The 23,093-nt window shown below is 40.4% G+C and carries 26 protein-coding genes; 10 read left to right on the top strand and 16 right to left on the bottom strand.

From position 1 onward, the window contains the following. Nucleotides 1–33: 33 nt before the first annotated feature. Nucleotides 34–906 (bottom strand): hypothetical protein, encoded by an 873-nt coding sequence (locus ACWPWY_RS17550; RefSeq protein WP_454193001.1) that lies wholly within the window; start codon nt 904–906, stop codon nt 34–36. Between the two features lie 351 nt (nt 907–1,257). On the opposite strand from ACWPWY_RS17550, the gene ACWPWY_RS17545 reads away from it, so the two are divergent. Then, nucleotides 1,258–1,599, top strand: a complete 342-nt coding sequence (locus ACWPWY_RS17545; protein ID WP_454193000.1) for a winged helix-turn-helix transcriptional regulator — start codon at nt 1,258–1,260, stop codon at nt 1,597–1,599. 240 nt (nt 1,600–1,839) lie between these two features. On the opposite strand, the gene ACWPWY_RS17540 is transcribed toward ACWPWY_RS17545, so the two are convergent. Next, the gene (locus ACWPWY_RS17540; RefSeq protein ID WP_454192999.1) at nt 1,840–2,394 is read right to left on the bottom strand and encodes a cysteine hydrolase family protein; all 555 of its coding nucleotides are present in this window, start codon (nt 2,392–2,394) and stop codon (nt 1,840–1,842) included. A gap of 117 nt (nt 2,395–2,511) precedes the next feature. Here ACWPWY_RS17540 and ACWPWY_RS17535 point away from each other — a divergent pair, with 117 nt between their 5' ends. Continuing rightward, a complete protein-coding gene (locus ACWPWY_RS17535) occupies nt 2,512–2,961 on the top strand; it encodes an Lrp/AsnC family transcriptional regulator (RefSeq protein WP_454192998.1) in 450 nt (149 codons plus the stop codon). A gap of 84 nt (nt 2,962–3,045) precedes the next feature. On the opposite strand, the gene ACWPWY_RS17530 is transcribed toward ACWPWY_RS17535, so the two are convergent. Next, nucleotides 3,046–3,822, bottom strand: coding sequence for an MBL fold metallo-hydrolase (locus tag ACWPWY_RS17530; RefSeq protein ID WP_454193887.1), 777 nt, complete (start codon nt 3,820–3,822; stop codon nt 3,046–3,048). 1,026 nt (nt 3,823–4,848) lie between these two features. Between ACWPWY_RS17530 and ACWPWY_RS17525 the strand changes: the two genes are divergently transcribed. Continuing rightward, on the top strand, nt 4,849–7,224 hold the full coding sequence (locus ACWPWY_RS17525) for an Ig-like domain-containing protein (RefSeq protein WP_454192997.1): 2,376 nt from the start codon (nt 4,849–4,851) through the stop codon (nt 7,222–7,224). A gap of 76 nt (nt 7,225–7,300) precedes the next feature. Here ACWPWY_RS17525 and ACWPWY_RS17520 read toward each other — a convergent pair whose 3' ends face one another. From ACWPWY_RS17520 to ACWPWY_RS17510, 3 genes are read right to left on the bottom strand one after another with little or no spacing between them, the layout of a single operon-like run. Further along, nucleotides 7,301–7,855, bottom strand: a complete 555-nt coding sequence (locus tag ACWPWY_RS17520) for a chromate transporter (RefSeq protein ID WP_454192996.1) — start codon at nt 7,853–7,855, stop codon at nt 7,301–7,303. A 3-nt stretch (nt 7,856–7,858) separates the two neighbouring features. Further along, nucleotides 7,859–8,446: a chromate transporter gene (locus tag ACWPWY_RS17515; protein ID WP_454192995.1), complete on the bottom strand. Its 588-nt coding sequence runs from the start codon at nt 8,444–8,446 to the stop codon at nt 7,859–7,861. 13 nt (nt 8,447–8,459) lie between these two features. Next, nucleotides 8,460–8,960, bottom strand: a complete 501-nt coding sequence (locus ACWPWY_RS17510) for an Lrp/AsnC family transcriptional regulator (RefSeq protein ID WP_454193886.1) — start codon at nt 8,958–8,960, stop codon at nt 8,460–8,462. A gap of 323 nt (nt 8,961–9,283) precedes the next feature. Here ACWPWY_RS17510 and ACWPWY_RS17505 point away from each other — a divergent pair, with 323 nt between their 5' ends. Beyond that, nucleotides 9,284–9,766: a hypothetical protein gene (locus tag ACWPWY_RS17505; protein ID WP_454192994.1), complete on the top strand. Its 483-nt coding sequence runs from the start codon at nt 9,284–9,286 to the stop codon at nt 9,764–9,766. A 90-nt stretch (nt 9,767–9,856) separates the two neighbouring features. Here ACWPWY_RS17505 and ACWPWY_RS17500 read toward each other — a convergent pair whose 3' ends face one another. The 3 genes from ACWPWY_RS17500 to ACWPWY_RS17490 form a co-directional block, all read right to left on the bottom strand. Continuing rightward, nucleotides 9,857–10,972: a PAS domain-containing sensor histidine kinase gene (locus ACWPWY_RS17500; RefSeq protein WP_454192993.1), complete on the bottom strand. Its 1,116-nt coding sequence runs from the start codon at nt 10,970–10,972 to the stop codon at nt 9,857–9,859. Next, on the bottom strand, nt 10,965–11,618 hold the full coding sequence (locus tag ACWPWY_RS17495) for a response regulator transcription factor (protein ID WP_454192992.1): 654 nt from the start codon (nt 11,616–11,618) through the stop codon (nt 10,965–10,967). Before ACWPWY_RS17495 ends, ACWPWY_RS17500 begins: the two co-directional genes overlap by 8 nt. A 134-nt stretch (nt 11,619–11,752) precedes the next feature. Next, a complete protein-coding gene (locus ACWPWY_RS17490) occupies nt 11,753–12,211 on the bottom strand; it encodes a GAF domain-containing protein (RefSeq protein WP_454192991.1) in 459 nt (152 codons plus the stop codon). A gap of 193 nt (nt 12,212–12,404) precedes the next feature. Between ACWPWY_RS17490 and ACWPWY_RS17485 the strand changes: the two genes are divergently transcribed. After that, nucleotides 12,405–13,154 (top strand): Crp/Fnr family transcriptional regulator, encoded by a 750-nt coding sequence (locus tag ACWPWY_RS17485; protein ID WP_454192990.1) that lies wholly within the window; start codon nt 12,405–12,407, stop codon nt 13,152–13,154. 107 nt (nt 13,155–13,261) lie between these two features. On the opposite strand, the gene ACWPWY_RS17480 is transcribed toward ACWPWY_RS17485, so the two are convergent. The 3 genes from ACWPWY_RS17480 to ACWPWY_RS17470 form a co-directional block, all read right to left on the bottom strand. Continuing rightward, nucleotides 13,262–13,417, bottom strand: coding sequence for a hypothetical protein (locus ACWPWY_RS17480; protein ID WP_332085622.1), 156 nt, complete (start codon nt 13,415–13,417; stop codon nt 13,262–13,264). Between the two features lie 119 nt (nt 13,418–13,536). Beyond that, complete coding sequence (locus tag ACWPWY_RS17475) at nt 13,537–13,845, bottom strand: hypothetical protein (RefSeq protein WP_454192989.1); 309 nt, start codon at nt 13,843–13,845, stop codon at nt 13,537–13,539. Between the two features lie 75 nt (nt 13,846–13,920). Beyond that, the gene (locus ACWPWY_RS17470; RefSeq protein WP_454193885.1) at nt 13,921–14,736 is read right to left on the bottom strand and encodes a transporter substrate-binding domain-containing protein; all 816 of its coding nucleotides are present in this window, start codon (nt 14,734–14,736) and stop codon (nt 13,921–13,923) included. Nucleotides 14,737–15,039: 303 nt separating this feature from the next. On the opposite strand from ACWPWY_RS17470, the gene gpmA reads away from it, so the two are divergent. Beyond that, nucleotides 15,040–15,804 carry a 2,3-diphosphoglycerate-dependent phosphoglycerate mutase gene (gene gpmA / locus ACWPWY_RS17465; protein ID WP_454192988.1) on the top strand — a complete coding sequence of 255 codons (765 nt, stop codon included), beginning with the start codon at nt 15,040–15,042 and terminating at the stop codon, nt 15,802–15,804. A gap of 118 nt (nt 15,805–15,922) precedes the next feature. Then, nucleotides 15,923–16,138, top strand: coding sequence for a hypothetical protein (locus tag ACWPWY_RS17460; RefSeq protein ID WP_454192987.1), 216 nt, complete (start codon nt 15,923–15,925; stop codon nt 16,136–16,138). A gap of 57 nt (nt 16,139–16,195) precedes the next feature. On the opposite strand, the gene ACWPWY_RS17455 is transcribed toward ACWPWY_RS17460, so the two are convergent. Continuing rightward, nucleotides 16,196–16,660, bottom strand: a complete 465-nt coding sequence (locus ACWPWY_RS17455; RefSeq protein ID WP_454192986.1) for a hypothetical protein — start codon at nt 16,658–16,660, stop codon at nt 16,196–16,198. A gap of 519 nt (nt 16,661–17,179) precedes the next feature. Here ACWPWY_RS17455 and ACWPWY_RS17450 point away from each other — a divergent pair. Together ACWPWY_RS17450 and ACWPWY_RS17445 are read left to right on the top strand one after the other, a co-directional pair. Then, nucleotides 17,180–18,430 carry a DUF445 domain-containing protein gene (locus ACWPWY_RS17450; RefSeq protein ID WP_454192985.1) on the top strand — a complete coding sequence of 417 codons (1,251 nt, stop codon included), beginning with the start codon at nt 17,180–17,182 and terminating at the stop codon, nt 18,428–18,430. A gap of 17 nt (nt 18,431–18,447) precedes the next feature. Next, nucleotides 18,448–18,846, top strand: a complete 399-nt coding sequence (locus ACWPWY_RS17445; RefSeq protein ID WP_454192984.1) for a TIGR02328 family protein — start codon at nt 18,448–18,450, stop codon at nt 18,844–18,846. Nucleotides 18,847–18,916: 70 nt separating this feature from the next. Here ACWPWY_RS17445 and ACWPWY_RS17440 read toward each other — a convergent pair whose 3' ends face one another. Both ACWPWY_RS17440 and ACWPWY_RS17435 read right to left on the bottom strand, forming a co-directional pair. Beyond that, complete coding sequence (locus ACWPWY_RS17440) at nt 18,917–19,573, bottom strand: response regulator (RefSeq protein ID WP_454192983.1); 657 nt, start codon at nt 19,571–19,573, stop codon at nt 18,917–18,919. Next, a complete protein-coding gene (locus ACWPWY_RS17435) occupies nt 19,570–20,412 on the bottom strand; it encodes a sensor histidine kinase (RefSeq protein WP_454192982.1) in 843 nt (280 codons plus the stop codon). Before ACWPWY_RS17435 ends, ACWPWY_RS17440 begins: the two co-directional genes overlap by 4 nt. A 370-nt stretch (nt 20,413–20,782) precedes the next feature. Between ACWPWY_RS17435 and ACWPWY_RS17430 the strand changes: the two genes are divergently transcribed. Further along, the gene (locus tag ACWPWY_RS17430) at nt 20,783–20,953 is read left to right on the top strand and encodes a hypothetical protein (RefSeq protein WP_191799918.1); all 171 of its coding nucleotides are present in this window, start codon (nt 20,783–20,785) and stop codon (nt 20,951–20,953) included. Nucleotides 20,954–21,034: 81 nt separating this feature from the next. Here ACWPWY_RS17430 and ACWPWY_RS17425 read toward each other — a convergent pair whose 3' ends face one another. Next, nucleotides 21,035–22,897 carry a bifunctional diguanylate cyclase/phosphohydrolase gene (locus tag ACWPWY_RS17425; RefSeq protein ID WP_454192981.1) on the bottom strand — a complete coding sequence of 621 codons (1,863 nt, stop codon included), beginning with the start codon at nt 22,895–22,897 and terminating at the stop codon, nt 21,035–21,037. Between the last annotated feature and the right edge of the window lie 196 nt (nt 22,898–23,093).

Genomic DNA, 23,093 nt, shown 5'->3' with positions numbered 1-23,093 from the left:
CTTGAATACCTGATTCTAGGTACGAAACCATACTTATTCGATATTTCTTGCTCGTTTTTCTTGTTCGTTCACAGCCGTTTTCAATACTTGAGCAATGTCATCATGAATCGCAAGTCCTTTATCCATAAGCTCGACTGGCAATATTGCGTCGTTTGGATTAATCGTAATATAATAGGCATCCGGCCAGTTATATGTCATATTCCAGAATGGCTCTTTAATAAACATCGGAGTCATTTTTCCAACACCTAATTCTAAAAACAGTACCTTTTTATCTTTGTTTTTGATGAGAAACTCATTATATTTTTTAAGTTCAGTTCGATAAGCAGTTCCTTCTAAGAATACATAGGAGCGAACCCATGGCTCCATATCGCCTCCGCATTTTGGACAGGTTGGAATCAACTCGGTAGGTATACTTGTTCCTTCCATGTTTTCAAACATTTTTTCAACCATATCTTTATTAAAATAAACTTGGTCATGACAACGATCATTACATTGAAAATAACGTGAATCCCCTTGAATCGGTGCCACTTTATCTTGAGGGAAAACCTTAGAAAACTGTGCATCTTGATTCGTAGTCACAATGAAATAATTTTTGCCTTCAAGCAATTTTTCTAAATCAAGGTAGGGTTGACCAGCTTCGAGATCATATATACCCTTCTGATATAATGTAGCTAGGTAAGCCCAGCGTTCCTCTTTCGTTGGGAAAGGGTGATAAAATCCATAAAATAAATTTTCCATTCCGTATTTTTCTGCGAATTCCCCAAAATGCTTATTGAATAACTCTCCTTTCTCATAATAGCTGTATCCAGCAGCTTCCGACATACCAGCAGCTCCGCCAACCACGATCGCGTCAGCTTCTTCCATTTTCTGAAGTAATATATCTATATTGTTCTGATGTAATAACATAATTTAATTTGTCCTCCTAATAGGGTTCGTCAATTTCGTATCCTGATGTTATAGGATTTAAATATATTATATAAGCTGTATGATCTTATAAACAAGTATGCACTTTTAAGACATATACTATCTAATAGGATAGTATATGTCTAACAAATAACCATTATAAAATGATCCTCACTACAACGGGCGCATTCACGCTTGATGAGCTATCTATGTATGTACCGAGATGTGGGGTGGAATGTATCTTCATTAAGAAACTCCGCTTTACTAGACTATAAACATATAATATAGTTAATACATAATAAAGGATGCGTATGCGACTTATTAACGTATACTATCTGGGAGGATAGCGTGAATATGAATATAAATAACTCAATTACGAATAACGATGAGTCCAAGGAGCCGTTTTTTGGATACACTTTATCTATTATTAGCGGTAAGTGGAAACTGCTTATTATTTATCATTTATCACAAAACGGTGCTGTTCGTTATAACGAACTTCAACGTATGTTAGGAAAGATCACTTATAAAACCCTCAGTACAACACTAAAAGAAATGCAAAATGATGGTTTAATTCATCGGGAGGAGTATCCGCAAATCCCTCCAAAAGTGGAATATAGTCTAACGGAAAAGGGACAAACGCTTTGGCCGCTCATTCAGGAGATGTGTCAGTGGGGAGAACAATATAAAGAAGATTAAAGAATATAGTAGTTCTAGCTAGATTTTGCAGTGTGCCCGGTAGAATAGACATGGGAAACCCCTTTGGTTAACCCAATATTCTAATGGGATAATCAATTTTATTGAAATTGATCAGGGTGCATTCTTTATGGAAATGAAAGGACAAAAAAGCCCTAACTGGACTGGCTGTTTACAGCGATCGTCCAGTTAGGGCTTATGTTTACCTAACAGAGAGGGTATGTTTTTTAACCACTCTTTTAATTATTTATTTAGTTGTAGGAAGTCTGCAGTCGAAACTACATTGCAGTACATACCGTGAAGGGCCCCGACAAATGCATAATGAACTTGTTCAGCAGGTACGATTTTATCTTGATAAGATAATTCTTTTGTTGCACAAGCATCTTCAATAAGTGTAGTTTCATAGCCTAGATCTACGGCAGCTCTAACTGTTGCATCAATACACATATGTGTCATCATACCTACAACGACTAACTTGGTAATCCCTTTTTCTTTTAATTGTTGCTCTAAATCTGTATTTAAAAAGCTGTTAGGGAAATGTTTGATGATGATACTTTCGTGTTCCGATGGTTGAACAGATTCATGTATCTTAACTCCCTCTGTATCCTTAACAAAGAAGCCCATTGCTGGGTCACTTGCGACATGTTGAACATGGAAAATATGATCTTTGTTATTCTGTCTGAACCACTCCAGAATTTTAGCTGCATTAGCTGCCGCTTTTTCAGGGTTGCTTAATTCCATGTTTCCATTTGGAAAATAGTCATTTTGGATATCTACAATAATTAAAGCTGTGCTCATTTTTTCCACCTCGTTAATCGTTTTAGTATAATCAATGATAAATAAGTTCATGATTTTTATCGAGACTTTGATGAAAGACTTTTGCATCTAATCATTTCATGATGAAAGGAAGTTACTATGGAACTTGATAACATCGATTTTCAGATCCTCCGATTGCTATCCGAAAACTCACGCATCCAATGGAAGGACCTGGGGGCACAAATCCATATGACCGGGCAAGCAGTAGGGAATCGCATTAAAAAGTTGGAGGAAAGCGGTGTGATTGAAGCCTACTCTCTAATCGTAGATGAAATGAAATTAGGGTTCTCTTATACAGCGTTTGTCATTATTTATATGAAAACAGCGAATCATGATTCATTTATTCGGTTTATTAATGAACAAAAAGAGGTAGTAGAAGCTCACCGAGTATCGGGTGAAGGTTGTTACCATTTGAGTATAAAAGTAGATTCTCAAGAACAATTGAATGTTCTTCTTAATAAAATTCTTGATTATGGAAATTACAAAATGTATTTATCTATACAAAATATAAAAAAACGCAATCCGCTGACTAATAGGTTACAAATATAAAAAACAAAGTAGGTATAATAACTTGAAGTTATTATACCTATCTTGCTTTAAGACACTAGGATAATCGTAGTGCTTAGTTATTAATTATTCAAATGTGTAGGATTCTCCATCATCGGGTACCAATACACTAGACTGGATGCCTTTTTCGTTAATAAAGTTCTTTAATTCTTCTCTGGACAGTCCCCAATGGTTAACTGCTTCTAGATGGCTAACAACGATGGTTGCTTCAGGAGCAGCCTTGTATACTTCATAGATGTCTTCTTTACCCATAATAAGATTGCCAACAGGACCATCATCAGTGAAATGGTTTTCGCCACCATTCAGCAAAATAATTTCTGGTGTATAGGTATCAATGATCTCTTCTACTTTTTCATACCAAACGGTATCACCAGCTAGATAGACTGTTTCTTCTTCCGGATGTTCAAATACAACGCCCATCACATTTCCCATGAGCTCTGCTGTTTCTCCATATCCGTGACGACCATCTACTTCCGTAATTTCAACTCCATTAAAGTCGATTGCTACTTCTTCTTCCATAACTTCAATATTCGTGAATCCTGATTCTTTGGCCATTTTGGCATCCTCTTCATCTTGCATAAACATCTTAATGTCTTTAGGGAGCTGATCTTTTGCTGCTTGGTCAAAGTGATCCTCATGTGTATGAGTGATAATGACAGCATCTACCCCTTCAAGAAGTTCATCAACGGACATTGGTAATTCAACGAGTGGATTACGATCATCTCTTTCGGCAGGAAGGAAAGGATCAAATTCACCTTTTTTAGATAGCATCGGATCAACCAAGAACTTTTGACCACCGTATTCTAAGGTAATTGTTGCATTTCGAATTTGCTGAAAGTTCAGTTCATACTCTTGTTGTTGCTGTTGTTGTTGAGAAGTGTTTTGCTCCTCTACAGGCGCTGCTTCCTGCGTGGTTCCGCAAGCAGCTAATATAGCACTCATCAATACCGCTGTCATTGTAAGCATAGCTGGCTTTTTAAACTTTTTCATCTTCATAAAACCTCATTTCAAATTGTAAGTAATTTTTTATAATTCTTTTTCATCTAAACTCAGAACAGGACACAATGGGGGGGACTTGTTCTGAAAGCAGTAGATAAGAGGCGAAACTCTCGCTCGTTCCGTCTTATAGCCGGCTTATGCTTATTCTTCTTTTACATTCCTCTCCTTTCTTTACGAGTTTTCCACTGGGGTCTGAATGTATTATATAGTCGGTATAGTTAGGTGGGCAAGTATGCACTTTTATGACATATACTATATATTACGATAGTGTAAGTTGCCTTCATAAGCTGAGATATATTTGAAGTTGATTATAAAAATAGGTTTTGGCTCATTCATTTAGCACAAAAACACATACGTAAACGTATGTGTTTTTGTGTGGAATGTATGTTGATTTTTCTATGGATTAATGATCTATACATTATCTGGTGACTACATCGTGCTATAAATAATCATTAAAAAAGAGCAGTTCATCGCGCTCTTTACTTATGTCTTATATCTAGTTATGAATTGTCTTTAACGTGCAGGTGGCAGAACACCGCTTGAGAAATAGATAGACAAGATAACGATACTGACAAGGACAGCGACCCCAACAGTCCAGAACACCAGTTTTTGAATCATGTTTTAGAAAACTCCCTTTTACGATATTAATAAATGGCACCATTAGCTATTATACACATCAAATGTTAGTTAAAAGAGACAAAATTATAATTTTTATTAGGTTTTTTGAAATAGTAGACTTTTTATTAAAGAAATAAGGAGATATTTAATTATTTTTACCAATTAATAAATAAAAAGACCTTAAAATCTAATAATCGCTAGTTCCCTGACCGACAAAAGAAGAAGACTACTCAACTCATATGGGGGGAAATCATGATAAAACTAAGATTGGCAAAAGTAATGGCAGCATTTATGGCACTCGTTCTAGTTATGACGACAACAGGACTTGTTTCCGTGAACGTGGTGTCCGCTGCAGATTCGGAGATCAGCAAACTGGTTTTGTCCACGGATTCACTAAGTTTGGAGATCGGGGATAGCAGTACACTGACAGCAACAGCGGTTTATAGTGATGGTAAATCTAATAATGTAACCATTAGCACAAACTGGACTAGTGACAACAGTTTTGTAGCTTCCGTATATAACGGCACGATTACAGCCAAAAGCGAAGGTACAGCAACCATTGTCGCCGTACATGATGGCAAGTCACAGGCTGTTAATGTAAAAGTAACAAAGAAAGTAAAGGCACTAACGAAGGATAAACAGGCACTTGATCTGCGTATAGAGCAGGAAGCAAGTGTTACTCTTAAAGCAATTTATACAGATAACACAGAACAGGATGCATCGAGCATCGCGGAGTGGACTTCTTCGGACAACAAAGTAGCTACGGTAGTTAACGGTTCCGTACGTGCTTTATCAGCAGGTACAGCAATCATTACAGCGAAGCTAGGTAAACAAAGTGTGACGATTGAAGTTGGCGTTGAGGTTGTAAGACGAATTGAGATGAATCATACGCAGTTATCCCTGCTTTTAAAAGACGGGAAACTAAAGGACGAACAGAAAGTAATCCTTACAGCTACGTACCCAGATGGAGAGACGAAAGATGTTACGGCAGATGCCGTATGGTCCTCCAGTAATGAGAAAGTTGCTGATGCGTTCAAAGGTAATATTGTAGCCTACAAGGCAGGTACAGCAACTATTACAGCTGAATACGGTACGAAGACAACCACACTTGAAGTGGATGTAGATAAGACGCGTAAGTTGGTTGCGAGCGAACAAAGCTTTTTCATGAATGTAAACGGAACAAAACAAATTGACTTAAAGGCTGTTTATCCTGATGATACCGAGGTCAATGTAACAGAAAAAGCGGTATGGACTTCAAGTAATGAAAAGATAGCGGATGTCATTAATGGCAAGGTGTATGCGAATGCTTCTGGATCAGTAACGATTACAGCAAAATACAGCAATCAGACAGTTGAAATTCCAGTCGATGTAGAAGTTGCTCGTCATCTGGATATCGATAAGGAAGAACTCGGACTTAAAGTAGGCGGAACGTACACGTTTAAAGTGATGGCAGCCTTCGCAAACGGTGTAATAGAAGAGGTAACAAACAAGGCAACCTGGACATCAAGCGAGGAGAGCGTTGCTTATGTAGAGAGTGGGAATTTGACAGCATATAAGTCAGGTAAAACCACGGTAAAAGCAACCTATGGCGGTAAAACGGTTGAGGTAGCAGTTAGTGTAGACATTCCGACCAAAGTAGCATTGGCAAATAAAAAAGGGGTAGTTCCTGTAGACGGAACCCTGCAAGCGAATGTAATTGCTACTTACACAGAAGATCGTGAGGAAATCGTAACAGATAAAGCAGATTGGAGCTCAAGCAATGAGAAGATTGCTGAGGTTACTTCGGGTGGTTTAATTACAGGAATAAAGACAGGTAAAGCGACCATTACTGCAAAATATCAAGGTAAGACCCTTACCATGGCGGTAGAAGTAGGACTCGCGAGCGGCCTGCAAGCGGACGTTCCGATCGTAGCACTGCTTTCGAAAGAAACGTATCAACTGAAGCTGACTGCGTCTGATGAATACGGAAATGAGCAGGATGTAAGCAATGACGCAGCATGGAAATCAAGCAGTGCTCGTGTAGCAGATGTGAAAAAAGGATTTATTACTGCATACGGCAGTGGTAAAACCAATATTACAGCGGAGTACGGTGACCAAAAGGTGACGATTGCGGTAGAAGTAGACGTCATTGATCGTATGGAAATTTCGGAGTCCTCGCTTTCTCTGAAATCAGGCGACACTGTAGATCTAACGCTGAATGTAATGCTCAGTGACGGTTCTACACGTGAGGTGACAAGCGCTGCAGAATGGAAAACGAATAGCTACAAAGTGGCTACGGTAAACAAAGGAAAAGTGAAAGCAGTAGATTACGGAAAAGCCAAGATTACAGCGAAATACGGCAGTAAATCAGTAAGTGTTCCCGTTGATGTAGACACACTCAAGTACTTGCAAACCGATGAAGTGAGTCTGACACTGAAAAAAGGACAAACCGTAAAGGTTACAGCAGAAGCAACCTATGCGGATGGTTCCGAGGCTGACGTATCGAAGCCAGCGATGTGGACTTCTTCCCGAATCACGGTCGCTACAGTGAAAGATGGTACGATACGGGCAACCGGAAAAGGAAAAGCAACCATTACGGTTAGCTTTGCCGGCAAGAAATCAAAAGTTAGTCTTGTTGTTACGGAGTAATCCAAGCGATGTTAAGAGCAGAAAAAGGCCGCTATCCCATATCGGGGTAGCGGCCTTTTTATCGCTTAAATAGGATTTAGACGATTGTATGAGACAAGACAATCGCTCCATACGCAAAAGCAATGAGGATCACAAATGCGGGATGAAGCTTTGTCTTTGTGAGTATAAATAGTGCAATCCCAGCAATAATCAACGTTTGCCACACATTAATCGTATCGATAGAGACAATCCCCATTTCCCATGTCAGTAAAATCATGAGGACAGCAATGACAGGTTGAACAAGCAGTGTCATTCCTTTTACTACGTTAGATGTACGGTATTTATTAAGTAGGCTAAGCAGTAAAATGAGTGCGGTTGCGGAAGGAACGACAGTAGCGAGGGTAGCGATAATGAATCCCGGCCAGCTGGCTACTTGATATCCGACAAATGCAGCAATTTTGGTCGCAATGGGCCCAGGCAGGGCATTTCCGATGGCCAGCACATCACCAAATTGTTCGTTTGTCATCCAAGCATAATGGTTCACGACTTCTTCCTGCATCAGTGGAATGGATGCGGGACCGCCTCCATAACCAAGCACATTGGCTACAAAAAATCCCCAGAACAGTTCCCACCAAGTTTGTAGTTGCTCCACAGTTTATGACACCCCTTTATCGCTTTGTTTGTCACGTTTGTATCGCTGCACGAGGTTTAGGTGGAACATGCCATAACCAAGGAAGAGCATAACTACAATCCCTGGGTGGATTTGTAGCAACTGGAGCAGGATAAACGCAAGAACTCCAAACAGGATGGCAAATCCTTTTCCAAGACCTTTCCATGCCTTCAGTGCAAACTCATAAGCCATAATACCAAGCATAACGACGATAACGGGTCTTACCGCTGCAATCATTCCTGCAATATATTTGGAGTCTTTTAAGGTGTACATCACCCCGAGCAGAGCAACAATGGCAATACTCGATGGCAAGATATGAGCAAGCACCGAGACAATGGCACCGGAGACTCCTTTTCGCTTATAGCCGAGATACGCTGCCATTTTAGTTGCAATCGGACCAGGCAGGGCGTTAGCAAGAGCGAGGGTTTCTCCAAATTCTTCATCTTCCATCCACTTATAGCGGGTAACTGCTTCATAGCGGATGAGGGGAATAACAGAGGGTCCGCCCCCGTATCCCAAAATACCAGTTCTCACCATCCCAATGAACAATTCTTTATAAGGTTGTATATTCATTACTGATATCCTCCTATAAGCGCATGCCCATGCGGCTCTTGTAGCGTTTGAGCAGCAGCTGGGATTCTACCTTCACAATCCCGGGCATTTTATATACTTTCTCTAGTAGAAAATGTTCCATCTCTTCCATATCTGCAAAGATGCCGTGCATATGTAACGTACTCGGACCTGTCATATGATACAGGCTGGTAACCGCCGGCTCTCGGTCAAGCTTCTCTGCCACTTCATCCAAATACTGCGGCTCAATATCTACATTAAAGAAGGCAGATACAGATAAGCCTACTTTCACCGGATTAATCACAACCGTAAAGCGTTCGATGACTTCCTTCTCGGAAAGTGCGTTAATTCGTGCCTGAACAGCAACGCGGGATAAGCCAATCTGCTGACCGAGATCGGTATAGGATATACGGCTGTTCTGGTGCAGGGCTGCTAGTATTTTGCGATCAATGTCATCGAGGTTATGCATGCCGGGTATCTCAGGTGGGAAAACCTGATCTATCCAATCTTCACTCATCATTAGACCACCTTTCATTAATTCAAAACGATCTTTATGTAATTTATATACCTATATTTATAACTTTTCGTAAGATGAGTCAATGATTTGAGTTCGATTTGTTCATTTATATAATATATTTCTTACTATTTGTATATTTGAACATTAATTAAGCAAATTAGCTCCCCGACCCAATGGACCGAAGAGCTGATGTTTTGGAGTACAGATATTTGGGAACCAAATAAAACCCATAGTATTCCTTGAAGAATTAATATTATTATGTAATATTAGTGAGCTGTTAATTACAATATTTCCGGGGGTTAGTCCTTATAAAGGAGAAGTAGATGATTAGAAAAAATGTAAGATTTATTGTATTTGTCGTTTTCGTGGGAGTAGTAGCTCTGGTATTATCTTATCATTTCTTTAATAACAGCTCTGAAGCAGAGGAGATAATTGATAAACAAAAAGAATACATGACTAATATACAAATTAAGCTGAATAACACTACGGAGCCATTGCACCAATTATATGGTTCGATCACTAATTTATTGGGCTTGAACGAAGGTTTAATTAGCTTGGCCAATAGTGATAAATATGCGGATTATGGAAGATTCGTAAGGTCAATGTTAGAAGGGCTTGAAATTAATTTTAACTCAATGGTTAATGATGGATTCAATACGAACGATGATCGTGAATTTCTAATGGAACAAACAAAGAAAGTTATGGATTATATGGATATTAGCTCCCTAGATAATGTGAAAGCAAGAACAATGAAAGATCAACTGTTTAAAGAATTTGAAGAGTATTCAAATCATAGAACGGATTAATACAAATACGAATTGTTAAAAAAATAAAAACCAACGAGTCACCTAAATTCGGATGACTCATTGGTTTCTTTAAATTAATAGCATGCACGTCTATTCTTTAGCAAAAATGATGGTGATGGTTGTTCCTTTTTCAGGAGTTGAAGTGATGGTCAACGTGCCGCCTGCGCTTCTCGCTCTTTCTTCCATACTAAAAAGGCCGACTCCCGCTTCACTGCCGGCTGCTCCAACGGTAAACCCTTCTCCATTGTCACTGATCGTGACGAGCAGTTTCGCTTCACGGTCATCGATCGTAACCTTCGCTTCTTCTGCATCGGCATGTTTAGCGATGTTGGTCAGTGCTTCTTGGATGATTCGATAGATCGCCAGTTCCAGGTTATGGGGCAGTCTGCGGCGTAAGTGACACTCAAAGCAGACATCAATGCCATAATAACCTATGAACTTTTCAATATAGGTACGGATCGCAGGAACGATACCAAGATCGTCTAATACGGAAGGACGAAGCTGCCAAGCTAGACCTCTTACATCCTCAATGATCGCAGTCACCTGTTCACGTAGAGGTTGTAAGTCGGATTTACCAACCGAATCATTTGAAGTGAGTTGATCCAGCTGAATGACGAGAGAGTAGAGACTTTGCCCAATCCCATCATGAAGCTCTCTGGAGAAACGTTTCCGTTCCTCTTCTTGAATCCGGATGACTTTGGTCATCATAGATTGCAGCTCGGCTTCCGTCTGCTTCAGTCTCGTTACTTCATTACGAATCGCCAAATACTTTTTGGGTTTTCCTTGTTCATCCATCAGCGGCACGATCGTCGTATTTACCCAGTAGAAATCTCCATCCTTGGTTGTATTGCGAATTTCCCCTTGCCATACCTTACCATTACGGATGGTCGTCCAGAGCTCCTTCATAAAAGCAGCATCGTGATATCCCGAATTGATAATACGATGATCCTTCCCGAGCAGTTCTTCTCTTGAGTACTTGGATATTTCGCAAAATTTATCATTCACATACTGAATTCTACCCGTTGTATCTGTCATAGCGACAATAGATGATTCATCTAGGGCAATCTTAAGATCGGTAAGCTCCTGGAGAGCGCTTTTCACTTCATCCTTCACTGTATCGTTCTCTATGTGGTGCTCTACTTCATTTACAAGTTTATCAATGGAATAGTTCTGAAAAGGAGACGTAAAGCTTTGTGTATCAGTCATAAGTCATGAGCCCTTTCTTCATTGCAAGTTTGACGAGCTCAGGTCTACTCTTTAGACCGAGTTTATCCATGAGATTACTCTTATGGGATTCAACCGTCTTGACGCTGATAATAAGCTGCTCGGCAATTTCCTTATTGGAATACCCTTTGGCGATCCAGGCCATAATCTCTTTTTCGCGATCGGATAGAGTTTCAAAAGGGCCCTCTGATTCTCCCCGACGAATCATATCAGAGTATTCCTTCATAAGCTTCTTGGTTGCACTTGGATATAAATAGGCAGTCCCATCAGCTACAGAGCGGATTGCCGCAATGAGTTCCTCATGAGGAGCACTTTTGAGTATGTAGCCGGAAGCACCTGCGTGAATGGCTCGGAACAAATACTCTTCATCATCATGCATGGTTAGAATCAATATGCCGACATGAGGCATTTTTTGTTTTAGTTCAGCGGTTGCAGTAAGACCATCCTTGCCAGGGGGCATACTGAAATCCATGAGTACAACATCCGGATTCAGCTCTTCCGCTTTGGCTATAGCTTCGTCTCCGTCTGCTGCATCTCCAATCACTTCAATCTCATGCTTCCCTTGCAGCAAAGCAGATAGTCCTGAGCGTACTACAATATGGTCGTCAGCAATCACGATACGAATCAAATGGTTTTCCTCCCTTTCCTTCAAGGTCCGGTGTGATGTATGTAACATTTTACTACAGTTAGAGTAGGGCTGCACCGATCTTTGCGTAAAAAGAGAGCTAAACCATCGTTTTTTTACATAAATGGTTCACCATGTTATATCACATTCAGTATGTTTGTCATAGAAGAGGAGAGGAGGTCGGCTTCGAGTTGTACCACTTGAATCTCACTCGGTTGAAAGGTACGAGAATGGTTTCTAAGACCAGTAATGAGAATCCCAAACGTTGTTTGATCCTGCAAGAGTGGAACAGAAATAATGCTGGTAAGCCGCTCTGCAAGCAGGAGAGGACAGGTATGAAACAACAGAGAAGCTTGATCTGAAGTCATACTGGAGATAAAACTGCGGCCTGACTTGAAGACAGGAGCTGCAATGCCTTCGTTTGTTTTAAAAGCTAGTTTTGATGTGCGCTTACTGCGGCTTCCCGTCTGAAAGATGACATGCAGCTTTCCGTCTGTTTTGGAGAGGAGCAAGATGGCGGTGAAGTCTGCGTGTAGACTATGTTGCAGCTGCTCTACAATGTACTCTTCTGCAGGGGATAAGCATTGCATCATCATCACATCCTTTGGTTTTGATTTATGAAACTAAGATTACTCGTTTTCGAGAAACAGGCTGTGAATTATGTCACTAGATCTTAGCCAAATTAGAAAGTTAGGGGAATTTTAGCACTTTTATCAGGTGATTCCCTGATCCTTAATATGGGGGGATTAAGTACAATAGAGATATTAGAAGAGCGAGGGGCGATTTAAGATGACATTAGTATTAGCCAGAAGAGGACGTGAGGTAGAGGTGACCATGTGCGGAGGGAATGAGACTAGCCAAGGGGAAGCTGAACTGAAAAAGGGTCTCCAAGGTTTGATGCAGCTTAAATCGATCAATGTCGGGGATCGACTGTTTTATGAAGGTGATGAGGTAGAGGCGCTGTACTACATGAAGTCGGGCCGTGTGAAGCTGACGAAGACGAATGAGGACGGGAAAGAGATTATTCTTTCGTTCATGCAGGCAGATGATCTGGTAGGGGAATTTGGAGGAATCGAAGGAGAATTTCACGGATTTGAAGCAGAAGTGGTAGAAGCGGGCATGGTGGGTGTCATCATGGTCCGGAACTTGGAGATCTACCTTAGCCAAAACGGGGAGATGGCTCTGGAATTTATTCGCTTGATGGGCACCGCACAACGAATACTACAGTATAAACTGCGTGACCTTTTGATGAATGGTAAAGCGGGCGCGCTCGCTTCGGTACTGGTAAGAGCATGTAACAGTTATGGTAAGATGACGCCCGAAGGAGTTTTAATCACTAAAAAACTCAATCATGCAGATATAGCGGAGCTTATTGGAGCAACGAGAGAGAATGTAACGAAGACGCTGAGTGGTTGGAAAGAGCAAGGGATCGTTGAAGTATCGCAGGGACGGATTCTTGTTCGTGAACTCAGTGAGCTGCATCAGATCTGCGGCTGCCCGGCTGGAAATCTTTGCTCGCCAAAAATTTGCCGGATGTAACTTCATAAATCATAGCGCATAGAGCAAATAAAAAAGACACCTGCTGGTGTCTTTTTCTATGTTTTTATTCTAGAAAGAGCATATAGCTCCTCTACAATAGAATGGAATTATTTATTTGAGACCAGCTTGCTGGAAGGATAAGTATAGGACAATTTACGTACAATTTCTTTTTGCCATTTTTCATCGCCGATGGACACTGCCAGATTGAGAAGGTCCAAGTAATCGTCAAGTTTCAAATTCGTTTTGGTTGCCGATATGTTCATTCTGTCCTTAAGTCCCCTTTATAATAAAATGTGCAGGTTATCTACGTAAGACAACTCGCAATAATGATAATCATTATCAATAATTTTATTATGCATGGTTTCTCTTGGAAATGCAAACATTAATCGTTGTTTTTCCTTACTTTTTTAGGAAGAAGTAAATAAGTAATGATGAGAAACGGGATGTAGATGCCTAAAAAGGCACCAGGAATAAGCAACATGGGGTCCAGCAAAATATGATGAACCTGAGTAGTGAACGTAGTTCCGCTCGCATTCGTATGATAAATAGCAAGTAGAAGAGAGATACCAGCAAGATAAATGCAGAACAACGCGATAAAGTGTAATAGGCGCTGCAAAGGTCTATATAGTAACGAAAGTCCGCTCAGTACAAAGGGAAATAGAATAAAGCCAGCAATCATAAATGTGTTCACGTGAGTGAGTCCTCCTTTTTGTTAGAAGTATGGACAGATTCAGGGAGACGCATACTAATTGGCTTCACTAGGAGGCTATTCAATCCATTTCTCATAGAGTTTCGTATACTCTCCACTTTCTTTCAATTCCTTCAACATTTCGTTAACCGTGTCCACCATCTTTTGATCGCCTTTATGAATGGCTATGCTGTAAGACTCATTTGTAAAAAGCCCGCCGACCATTTCAAAATTAGTATCGTCGCGCATCATCCCAAGCAGAATGGAATTATCCGCTGTGAGCACATCTCCTTGCTCAGACGTAAGCGCACTAAATGCTTCTTGATAGTTATCATATTCGACAACTTTTGCTTCAGGCACCTTATCTTCTATACTTTTCACCGAAGTAGAGCCTTTTACAGCAATCACCGTAGTATCTGAAGACAAAGAGTCTAATCCAGTAATTGGACTGCCCCTTGGTACGAGGAGAGATTGACCGGCATAGAAGTAAACATCACTAAAATCGACTTCCTTTTTGCGATCTTCCGTAATCGACATTGCCGCAATAATGACATCAATTTGCCCATCTTTTAACAGGGGGATTTGTGTGCTGGAAGTGACCTCTTTTAGTTCTACTTTTGTTTCGTCCCCGAGAATTTTTTTGGCTAGTGCTCTTGCCATGTCAATATCAAGCCCTTCCACCTTGCCAGATCCAGGATCTTTTAGTCCGAACAGGCGAGTATCGAATCGAACCCCGGCAATTACTTTCCCGCGCTCTTGAATGACGGCAACGGTGTCAAATACTTCTGCTGGATCAACGGTTTCATCAGATAAATCCGAGTTATTGCATCCTGAGAGAAGTATGGTAAAAGAAAGCAGGAACAAAAGCAGCCATTTTGTCGCTATTTTGTTCATTACCATGAAACTCAGCTCCTTAGGTTTAGGCTGGACATTGAGAAAATAAGCCGGCTCAGGAACCGGCGGAATAATTCATCTGCTTGAAAAGGCACATCATCCAAATAGGAATTATATAGTAAATACAACTAAGATAATACAATACCTTTTGGGATCAGAGCAATGTTTATGTCAAGTAAGACAAAACATAGATGGATGCTCCCTTTTGTTTATAAGTGGGAATATTCGGGAATGAGTTATGAACGAATTCATATAGGGTAATTGGTAACAAGCGAACGTGTTTAGCAGAAAGAAGGGGAACGAATGATTAAAATTGTACTGGTCCGCCATGGTCAAAGTGAATGGAATTTGGAGAATCGCTTTACAGGCTGGACCGATGTCGATTTGTCGGAAGCTGGGCTTGAAGAGGCAAGGCAGGCAGGACTTATTCTGAAGAAAAATGGCTATGTATTTGATGAAGCATATACATCCTATCTCAAGCGTGCGATCCGTACATTAGGGATCATCCTTCACGAAATGGATATGATGTGGATTCCTGTCTATAAGACATGGAAACTGAATGAACGGCATTATGGAGCTTTACAAGGACTTAATAAAGCAGAAACAGCCGTGAAGTATGGAGAGAAGCAGGTATTATCCTGGCGTCGATCGATTGATGTACGTCCTCCTGAGCTTTCTCTGGATGATCCTAGATATGAAGCTTCCCTTCCGCAGTACCGAGTGATGAAGGAAGGTGAGTATCCGCGCACCGAAAATCTACTGGATACCGAGCAGCGGGTGCTGGATTACTGGAAGGAACGGATTGCACCTGATCTCAGCTCGGGCAAGCATATTATTATTGCAGCTCACGGCAATACGCTGCGTTCTTTAATTCAGCATTTGGATCATCTTGAAGGCGATAGTCTTATCGATCTGAATATTCCAACTGGAATACCGCTGGTTTATGAACTGGATGAAGAGCTAAAGCCAATACGTCATTACTATCTGGGTATGGAAGGACCTCTTCCAGCGGGAATCATTCCAAAACATATAAGTAAAGAGAGCACGACGAAAGGACCTCCTGCATAAATCATGAGGTTCTTTTTTTAAAGTGGACAAGGTAGAGCGGACCATATAAAATGGAGCTTATCCTATTTTTATTCATAATATAAATCAGGGTAGGGATCATTAGAATGGAGGGACTTACATGAACCGTTATTTGTTCGAGTATGAACTAAAATCTACTGGATTCAAAAGTGAATTCAGCTGGGTTGCCGAATCAGAAGAGAAGGCAAGAGATGCAATTCGTGATCGGATTGCCGACCTCGAATTTACAGAGATAGAAGATGTGATTGTAGGAAGCCTCCTGAAAATAATGGATGCAGCTGGCCACTTTGTAGAATGTGAGAGCTGTGCTTCTTAGGGCATAACGTTATAAAGAGGGGACTCTCAAGAGAGATCTCCTCTTTTGATTTTTATCCTATTTATTTTCATACTTATCTTGTTCGTGTTGTTCTACTTTTTCTTGGATTTCTGTCTCTAAGGCCTGAACCGTATCTTTATCAAGGTTTTGTAGTGGCTGTGGATGGAACCACTGAATCTCTCCATTGTGGACTAAGCCTTTATATTCCTCACCTTGTACATGGATCGAAACTTTATGACGTTCATGCGGAGTATCCTCAAATACAGGTGTGATTTCAATCTCTTGAATATCATTTAATACCAAGTAATGCTGCATAAAGGAATGTACGGTCGCTTCAATACGTTCTACAGTACATTCATCAAGCATTTGTATGGGGCTAGGGTTAAGCCATTGAATCTCATTGTTATGGTAATGCCCTTTAAATTCCTGTTCTTTGACCTTAAAAGTAAAGGCTAGACGCTCATGCAAACGGTTTTCGAATACTTTCTCTACCTCAAAATCTTCAATTTTATTATCAGGCATAATAATATTCCCCTCTCAATGAAAATTCATGTAATCACATAACACCAAATGCTGGTCAACGAATCGCTATGAATCAGATAATTAGGATATTACAGAAACTAAAAATCTTGTTCACCAATACGTTTGTTTCTTCATGTCTCACTTGCTTACAAATTCATATTACCTTTGCTAAATGAGAATAAAGAAAGAGCAACATTAGAATTTAATGAGAAAAGAAGGAAAGTCTTCTTAAGATTCGTCCTCGAGCCTATTATAGGGTCCCCATCCTTCGTACGTCCAGTGAAAGCGTTGTCTTTTTGAATAAATCCTACTTTACATACATAAAAGAAAATGGGTACAGAGGGCTTAAGTAGGAATAAAAATTTCGTATAGAGCTTAAAGTAACATCGTTTTAGCGAGCGTAGTTACAGCAGGTTTGGAATATAGCCATTGTGGTGATAAGATGAATACTAACTTTAACATATCGTGGAATATCGACAGTAAATGAAAGTTAAGATATATACAAAGGAGTCTAGAAATATGGTTAAACAGACGAAAAAAGCAGCAGCATGGTCCTTAGTCATCATGGGAGCTGGGTTTGCTGCTTCCTTGCCTTTTCATGGAAGCCTGACCGGGAAAATTCTCATTGGGGCGTTTGAAGCAGGTCTCGTGGGGGGACTGGCAGACTGGTTTGCAGTCACTGCATTATTTCGCCATCCCCTCGGTTTAAAGATTCCACATACGGCACTTCTTCCGAAGAATCGGGATAAGATGACCGATGGTCTGGTATCTGCTGTAGAAAATAATTTACTGAATAAGGAAAGTATCTCCGCTAAAATATCAGGAATGCCGATCAGTGAAATGATCCTTGAAATGGCAGAGAAAGAACTGCATTCAAAGGGAACTAAGGATGCCATTGATATCATCGCTAAACGGATTGTAGCTACGCTTCCTCTGGAACGTATTGCTCCACTCGTGGCAAACGAGATGAAACGTCAGATTGGGCAAATGGATGTATCTTCTTTGCTAGCCAAAGCAGAACAGCAGATTACCAGCAAAGGCTACGATAAAATTGCACTTGATTACGGACTGGACCAAGCAGAAGCATGGCTAATGAAACCGGAAGCGATGTATTCACTTGGTGAGATGGGAATGAAGGCTCTGAACTCTGTGCAAGTAAATGGGCTTATGCAATTTGCCATGAATGCACTTATGGGTTATCTCAATGAAGAGCGTCTTGGCGGAATTTTGCAGCGCTTTTTATACGAACAGGTTCAGGATCTGAAATATGAGGGACACCCTAATCGACATCAGGTATTAGCAGGTATACGGGGACAGCTGGTCAAGCTAGCTCATTCAGATAAAGTGGTATCAGGGCTGAGTGATTGGAAAGACTCGCTTCTCGACAATTGGGATGCGGAGATGACGGTGTTACATAAAATGCAGGAGCTACGCGATCAGGCACTTGTATATATGGAAGATGGAAAATATGTATCGGATCACGTACTGCCTATCATTGAATCCCTTATTTCCGAAGTGAAGGCTAACGATGAATTGATACAGCGCATTAATCACAAAATCGTAAACAGTGTAACAAACCTTGTAGAACGCAACCATTCTAAGATCGGAACATTGGTAAGAGAAAATGTAGATCGAATGGATAATGATACGCTGATTGAAATGATCGAAGATAAAGTGGGGCAAGATCTGCAGTGGATTCGGATTAATGGGGCAGTTACTGGATTCTTGATTGGTGTTGTACTCACTGTTCTTCAAATCCTTCTTGTATAGAGGAAGGGGTTCATAATATGCGCCTATGGCATGAAGACTTGATTGGGCAACTTCCCAGAGCTCAGCTGCTCGGTCAGCACCGGGAGTGCTGTGCACTTCGCGGAAAAGGCTGGGGGAAGAAGCACGCTACCGTAAATTATGTTTTTGAATATCACCCTATGAAATTAGTTAGATATCATCTGCTTATCATTGAAGAAATGAAAAACAGGGGGTACAACGTCGACATTCTATGGGAAGACCCGTTGTATCGTGGAAAGCAGAGCGAGCCATGGGAAGAAGCATTCATAGCTTCACTTGATGAGTATGGCCGTTACGATGAGCATGACGATGCCTATATGGAAGAATGTACGCAGAACCTGGCTTCAAAAGGAATTTATATTGTGATAGCGGAAAAGAACAAAGGATCCGCGATCTAGATAACATTAAAAAAAGCAGATCTCAACGAATGATTGAGATCTGCTTTTTTGTTGCGCTCTTTTTGTGGGCTTATCGGGGGAAATCTCGCTCCACCAGTCCTTGTTCAATTGCATAACGGGTAAGCTGAACTCGGTTCTCAAGTTGTAGCTTTTGTAAAATGTTTTTCAAGTGATTTTTAACCGTTTGATCGGATATCCCAAGTGCATCAGCTATTTCTCGGTTCGTTTTTCCAGATGCTACCCAATTTAATATTTCTCTTTCTCTATTGGTTAAGGGAGGACGGTTATCGTCCGTTTTCATCGTTTTGGGGAATTCCTGCAGAATCTGATAGGCAAGTTCCTGACTGAGAGGGGCTTCATCGCATACAATGGCTCTCAGGTATTCCAGCCAGGTCGAGGAAGAGAGATTCTTAAATAGGTAGCCTTGAGCGCCTTGTTTAAGTGCTTCGAATAGATGGGTCACATCATCCGAGACGGTTACCATCACGATGATGACATAGGGATAGCGCTGCTTAATCAGCCTCGTTGCCTCCAGCCCATCCATACCGGGCATTCTAATATCCATCAGAATGAGGTCAGGCATCCATTCCTCAGTAAGGCGGAGTGCTTCCTCACCACTGGTAGCCTTCCCTATAATTTCAAATGAAGGGTCCTCTGATAAAATAGCCTCGATTGCTGCCCGCGCATGAGCAGAGTCATCTACAATCAGGACTCGTGTATTGTTCATGAATCCGGTCCTCCTTTCATTATGGTCATACACGTCCCGCCTTGTTCTTGGTTATAAAAAGCAAAATCCCAGCCCATTTCAGCGGCACGATCTTTCGTAATCCTGAGGCCATATCGATCCGGTCTGCCCCAAGGGTCACCCTTATATCCTAATCCATCATCCATAATGGATACGGTCCACGATGCCTTATTTCCTTGACCCGTAATTTGAATAAAGCCTGCGTTGGCATGTTTGCGGATATTGAGAACGGCTTCCCTAATACAAGCGATTAGTTCAATTTGTTCTTTTGTGGTTAAGTCCTCATCTGGTATATTCCAGCTAATTTTCGATTCAAGACGACTGGTGTAAATTAGATCCTCAATCTGTCTAAGCATCTGCTGAGGATGTGCAGGAAGATCACCGGAATCGGGCGGAACCTTGAGCTGAGCTATGGCCTGTCTCACATAATGGTGAATCTCATGCACTGTTTTTCTTGCATCTCGCAGTTCACCTTGATGAGCAGAACCAGACAAATTGCGGTCCGCTTTATCCATTTGTACCGATAATAAAAATAAAGATTGAGCAATCCCGTCATGCAATTCTCTTGCCAGTTGTTCTCTAGCCTCAAGAGCAGACTTTGCCGCTTTTTCTTTCTCTAATTCAGCCTGAGCACGTTCCATGACCTGAAATAATTTATTGAGCAGGGTTACGCTGACAAGATAAATAATGATAGGTGTCAGCCAATTCCCGGCTTCCATCGAGAGATAGGGCATAAGAAACTGATGTCTAATGTATTCCCATAGACCGACCGTAATCGTAGGGATGATAAGAATCATCCATTTTATATGTTTATAGCTCATGAGCAGCCGTACTCCTTATCATAGGGAAAATCAAAAAAATTACGTTACCTATTTTTATTATACCTTCTAAATGAAGCAAAGGGGTTAGTTTCAGTCCGGGGAGAAGGGGTAAATAGAAACATGGTGCGTGATTTCAAGTATATGGAAGGATGTGTATGAAAAAAAGGCAATAGGGAAGAGTCAACCTTGCTCACTTCCTGTTATGCTGTATTCTTACGCAGAATGCAATTTTCCTTTGTACCCCGTCCTTCTGTATACTTATGGTAATATTGATGTTGCTGATTACGAGGTGCTTCAATCCAAGTTATTCTCATTCAGCAGCTATGAGGGTTACTAAATTAGAGGAATTAAAAGGAGTGTATGTAGAAACATGAGTCTAGCAGTGTTGGAACGTCGCAGTGAACTACTGAAGAAAAATATTGAGCAATTGCTAATTCGGGAAAATCAAAAGGGCATTACAAGACAGCAAAGCATGTTTTTACAACAAATGATTAAAGAACTCTATCAAACTTCACATGAGTTGAACACAGAAAGACGCTAAATACTTACTAATACAAAAGGAACCCGGGTTCATCAGCTTCTGGCGATTGCAGAAGCTGATGAATCCGGGTTCTATTCTTTTTTATAACATATAAGGAGCAGTCTCTTTTTGCAAATTCAGATCGTTTTTCGGTGACTGGGCAAGGATGTAGGAAATAAAGATCTCAACTAGCTCTGGATCAAACTGGGTTCCGGCACAAGCTCGAAGCTCAATAATACCTTCTTGCAGCGTTTTTGTTTTCTGGTAAGGCCGTTCTGTAGTCATGGCATCAAAAGAATCCAGGATGGTGAGCATCCGGCATAGTTTAGGGATTTCTTTCCCTTTCAGTCCATGAGGATACCCCTTACCATCAAAACGCTCATGATGGAGCTCAATATAAGGAATTAAATCTCTAAAACGTGGATCGGTAAGCGCAATTTTCTTTCCCCATGTAACATGTTGTTTAATGGTCTCCCACTCTTCAGGAGTGAGTTTTCCTTCTTTGTTCAAGACGCCCCACGGGATCTCGAGTTTTCCGATGTCATGAATCAGCGCACCAAGGACAAACTCTCTTTTTTCTTCTTTGTCTAATGTAAGAATACTGCTCATATCTAATGCATATTTGTACACCCTTTTTGAGTGCTTGAATGTATCTATATCTTTGTACATAAATAAGTTGAGTTGTTGCTCGATGTAATTTACTTCTTGTGACAAATCTAGTTCGTCTTCCATAATTAAGTCGCAGCCATAAGTATGTACGGTGTTTTTTCCTTGTTTCTTAGCATAGTACAGTGCTTTATCGGCATGGTCCACAAGCTGCGATTTATCATATAGGTCTATACTGTACTGAGCGATTCCTGCGGAAAAAGATAAGCATTTATGTGGAAAAACTTCTACACCATCAAAAGGAGTATCGTTTAGTTTTTTTCTCATCTTATCAACAAAATGTCGAGCCTTTTCAAAGTCGTATCCCGGCATAAGAAGAGTGAACTCTTCACCGCCATAACGGGAAGCTACAATTGAAGTGTCTTTTGTTTCCTCTTTCAACATAGAGCCAAGAAAACTGATGAGCAGGTCACCTTTTAAATGACCGAAGCTGTCATTATATTTTTTAAAATCATCAATATCGATCATGGCTAGTGAAAGGGGTCTATCATTAGCTTTAGCTTCTATAATGTGATAATCAAGCGAACTTTCAAAAAAACTATGATTATAGAGTGCTGTACGCTGATCAATATTAGAACGATTCAGTATTTGATGATACATGGAGAATAATTGACGGAAAGCATGTGATAACATAATGGCCAGGCTCAGAAAAAGAATGAGACCAAGCGTTCCATTATTTACAATCAAGACACATAATACAAGAGAGAGGATTAACATACAAAGGTATACAAGTATGGTGTCCTTAACGAAACCTTTTAACGTATTAACTAAATCTTTACGGTATAAGAGATAATAATAAATAAATAGACCAATTGTATTTATTCCAAAATAACTAGTAAGGGCTAAAATATAAGAAGCTAAATTGTGATCATTTACAGGACCTAGTGTGCCATTAAGAGCAAGGAAAACTTGAAATGAAACAGCAATCATTATTGAGTATAGAGAAAAATTAGTTAGTTTCTTCCACCAAGGAACATTACGTTTGTAAATAATGTAGGATAAAGAACAGAGTAACAGCACTGCGAGTGTAAATTGACTTCCGTATATAAACATACACGCGAGATAGATGGAAGAATCAAAGGAAATAACATTTCCCTCAGGGGGCAGCCGAAATGTAAGGCTATTGAGAATTAGGGCTGCTCCTAACATTACATAAAGTTTCACCCATTCTTCACTGCTATAATTAATAAAAGAGAAACCGTTAGTCCATATAAAGGTTAATATCCCCGTAAGACATAAGAAAGCGATATACCAATGGCTAATATCTAGTTCTTTTATTTTTGAAAAATTTTTTGCCATGAACCTACAGTCTCCTATTAATTGCGTCATCTATTCATATTTTATCATGAGATTGTCAATATTTGATAGATAAAGAAAAAAACAGGCTAGGTGGCCTGTTTTTTTCTTTAAAACGTCATGTTCTTAACCTAATGCAAAACCAGAAGTAAGTGCAACAACAACAGAAGCTACGATAACCGCATTCATGATGATGCGA

Source organism: Paenibacillus sp. Marseille-Q7038 (genome assembly GCF_965111595.1).
This window is presented reverse-complemented; position numbering and strand designations above follow the sequence as displayed.

What these genes read in the sequence shown, in the direction of transcription:
- ACWPWY_RS17550 (WP_454193001.1), bottom strand. Translation starts at nt 906, where the DNA reads ATGTTATTACATCAGAACAATATAGATATATTACTTCAGAAAATGGAA.
- ACWPWY_RS17545 (WP_454193000.1), top strand. Translation starts at nt 1,258, where the DNA reads ATGAATATAAATAACTCAATTACGAATAACGATGAGTCCAAGGAGCCG.
- ACWPWY_RS17540 (WP_454192999.1), bottom strand. Translation starts at nt 2,394, where the DNA reads ATGAGCACAGCTTTAATTATTGTAGATATCCAAAATGACTATTTTCCA.
- ACWPWY_RS17535 (WP_454192998.1), top strand. Translation starts at nt 2,512, where the DNA reads ATGGAACTTGATAACATCGATTTTCAGATCCTCCGATTGCTATCCGAA.
- ACWPWY_RS17525 (WP_454192997.1), top strand. Translation starts at nt 4,849, where the DNA reads ATGATAAAACTAAGATTGGCAAAAGTAATGGCAGCATTTATGGCACTC.
- ACWPWY_RS17515 (WP_454192995.1), bottom strand. Translation starts at nt 8,446, where the DNA reads ATGAATATACAACCTTATAAAGAATTGTTCATTGGGATGGTGAGAACT.
- ACWPWY_RS17510 (WP_454193886.1), bottom strand. Translation starts at nt 8,960, where the DNA reads ATGAGTGAAGATTGGATAGATCAGGTTTTCCCACCTGAGATACCCGGC.
- ACWPWY_RS17505 (WP_454192994.1), top strand. Translation starts at nt 9,284, where the DNA reads ATGATTAGAAAAAATGTAAGATTTATTGTATTTGTCGTTTTCGTGGGA.
- ACWPWY_RS17500 (WP_454192993.1), bottom strand. Translation starts at nt 10,972, where the DNA reads ATGACTGATACACAAAGCTTTACGTCTCCTTTTCAGAACTATTCCATT.
- ACWPWY_RS17490 (WP_454192991.1), bottom strand. Translation starts at nt 12,211, where the DNA reads ATGATGATGCAATGCTTATCCCCTGCAGAAGAGTACATTGTAGAGCAG.
- ACWPWY_RS17485 (WP_454192990.1), top strand. Translation starts at nt 12,405, where the DNA reads ATGACATTAGTATTAGCCAGAAGAGGACGTGAGGTAGAGGTGACCATG.
- ACWPWY_RS17480 (WP_332085622.1), bottom strand. Translation starts at nt 13,417, where the DNA reads ATGAACATATCGGCAACCAAAACGAATTTGAAACTTGACGATTACTTG.
- ACWPWY_RS17470 (WP_454193885.1), bottom strand. Translation starts at nt 14,736, where the DNA reads ATGAACAAAATAGCGACAAAATGGCTGCTTTTGTTCCTGCTTTCTTTT.
- gpmA (WP_454192988.1), top strand. Translation starts at nt 15,040, where the DNA reads ATGATTAAAATTGTACTGGTCCGCCATGGTCAAAGTGAATGGAATTTG.
- ACWPWY_RS17460 (WP_454192987.1), top strand. Translation starts at nt 15,923, where the DNA reads ATGAACCGTTATTTGTTCGAGTATGAACTAAAATCTACTGGATTCAAA.
- ACWPWY_RS17455 (WP_454192986.1), bottom strand. Translation starts at nt 16,660, where the DNA reads ATGCCTGATAATAAAATTGAAGATTTTGAGGTAGAGAAAGTATTCGAA.
- ACWPWY_RS17450 (WP_454192985.1), top strand. Translation starts at nt 17,180, where the DNA reads ATGGTTAAACAGACGAAAAAAGCAGCAGCATGGTCCTTAGTCATCATG.
- ACWPWY_RS17445 (WP_454192984.1), top strand. Translation starts at nt 18,448, where the DNA reads ATGCGCCTATGGCATGAAGACTTGATTGGGCAACTTCCCAGAGCTCAG.
- ACWPWY_RS17440 (WP_454192983.1), bottom strand. Translation starts at nt 19,573, where the DNA reads ATGAACAATACACGAGTCCTGATTGTAGATGACTCTGCTCATGCGCGG.
- ACWPWY_RS17435 (WP_454192982.1), bottom strand. Translation starts at nt 20,412, where the DNA reads ATGAGCTATAAACATATAAAATGGATGATTCTTATCATCCCTACGATT.
- ACWPWY_RS17430 (WP_191799918.1), top strand. Translation starts at nt 20,783, where the DNA reads ATGAGTCTAGCAGTGTTGGAACGTCGCAGTGAACTACTGAAGAAAAAT.
- ACWPWY_RS17425 (WP_454192981.1), bottom strand. Translation starts at nt 22,897, where the DNA reads ATGGCAAAAAATTTTTCAAAAATAAAAGAACTAGATATTAGCCATTGG.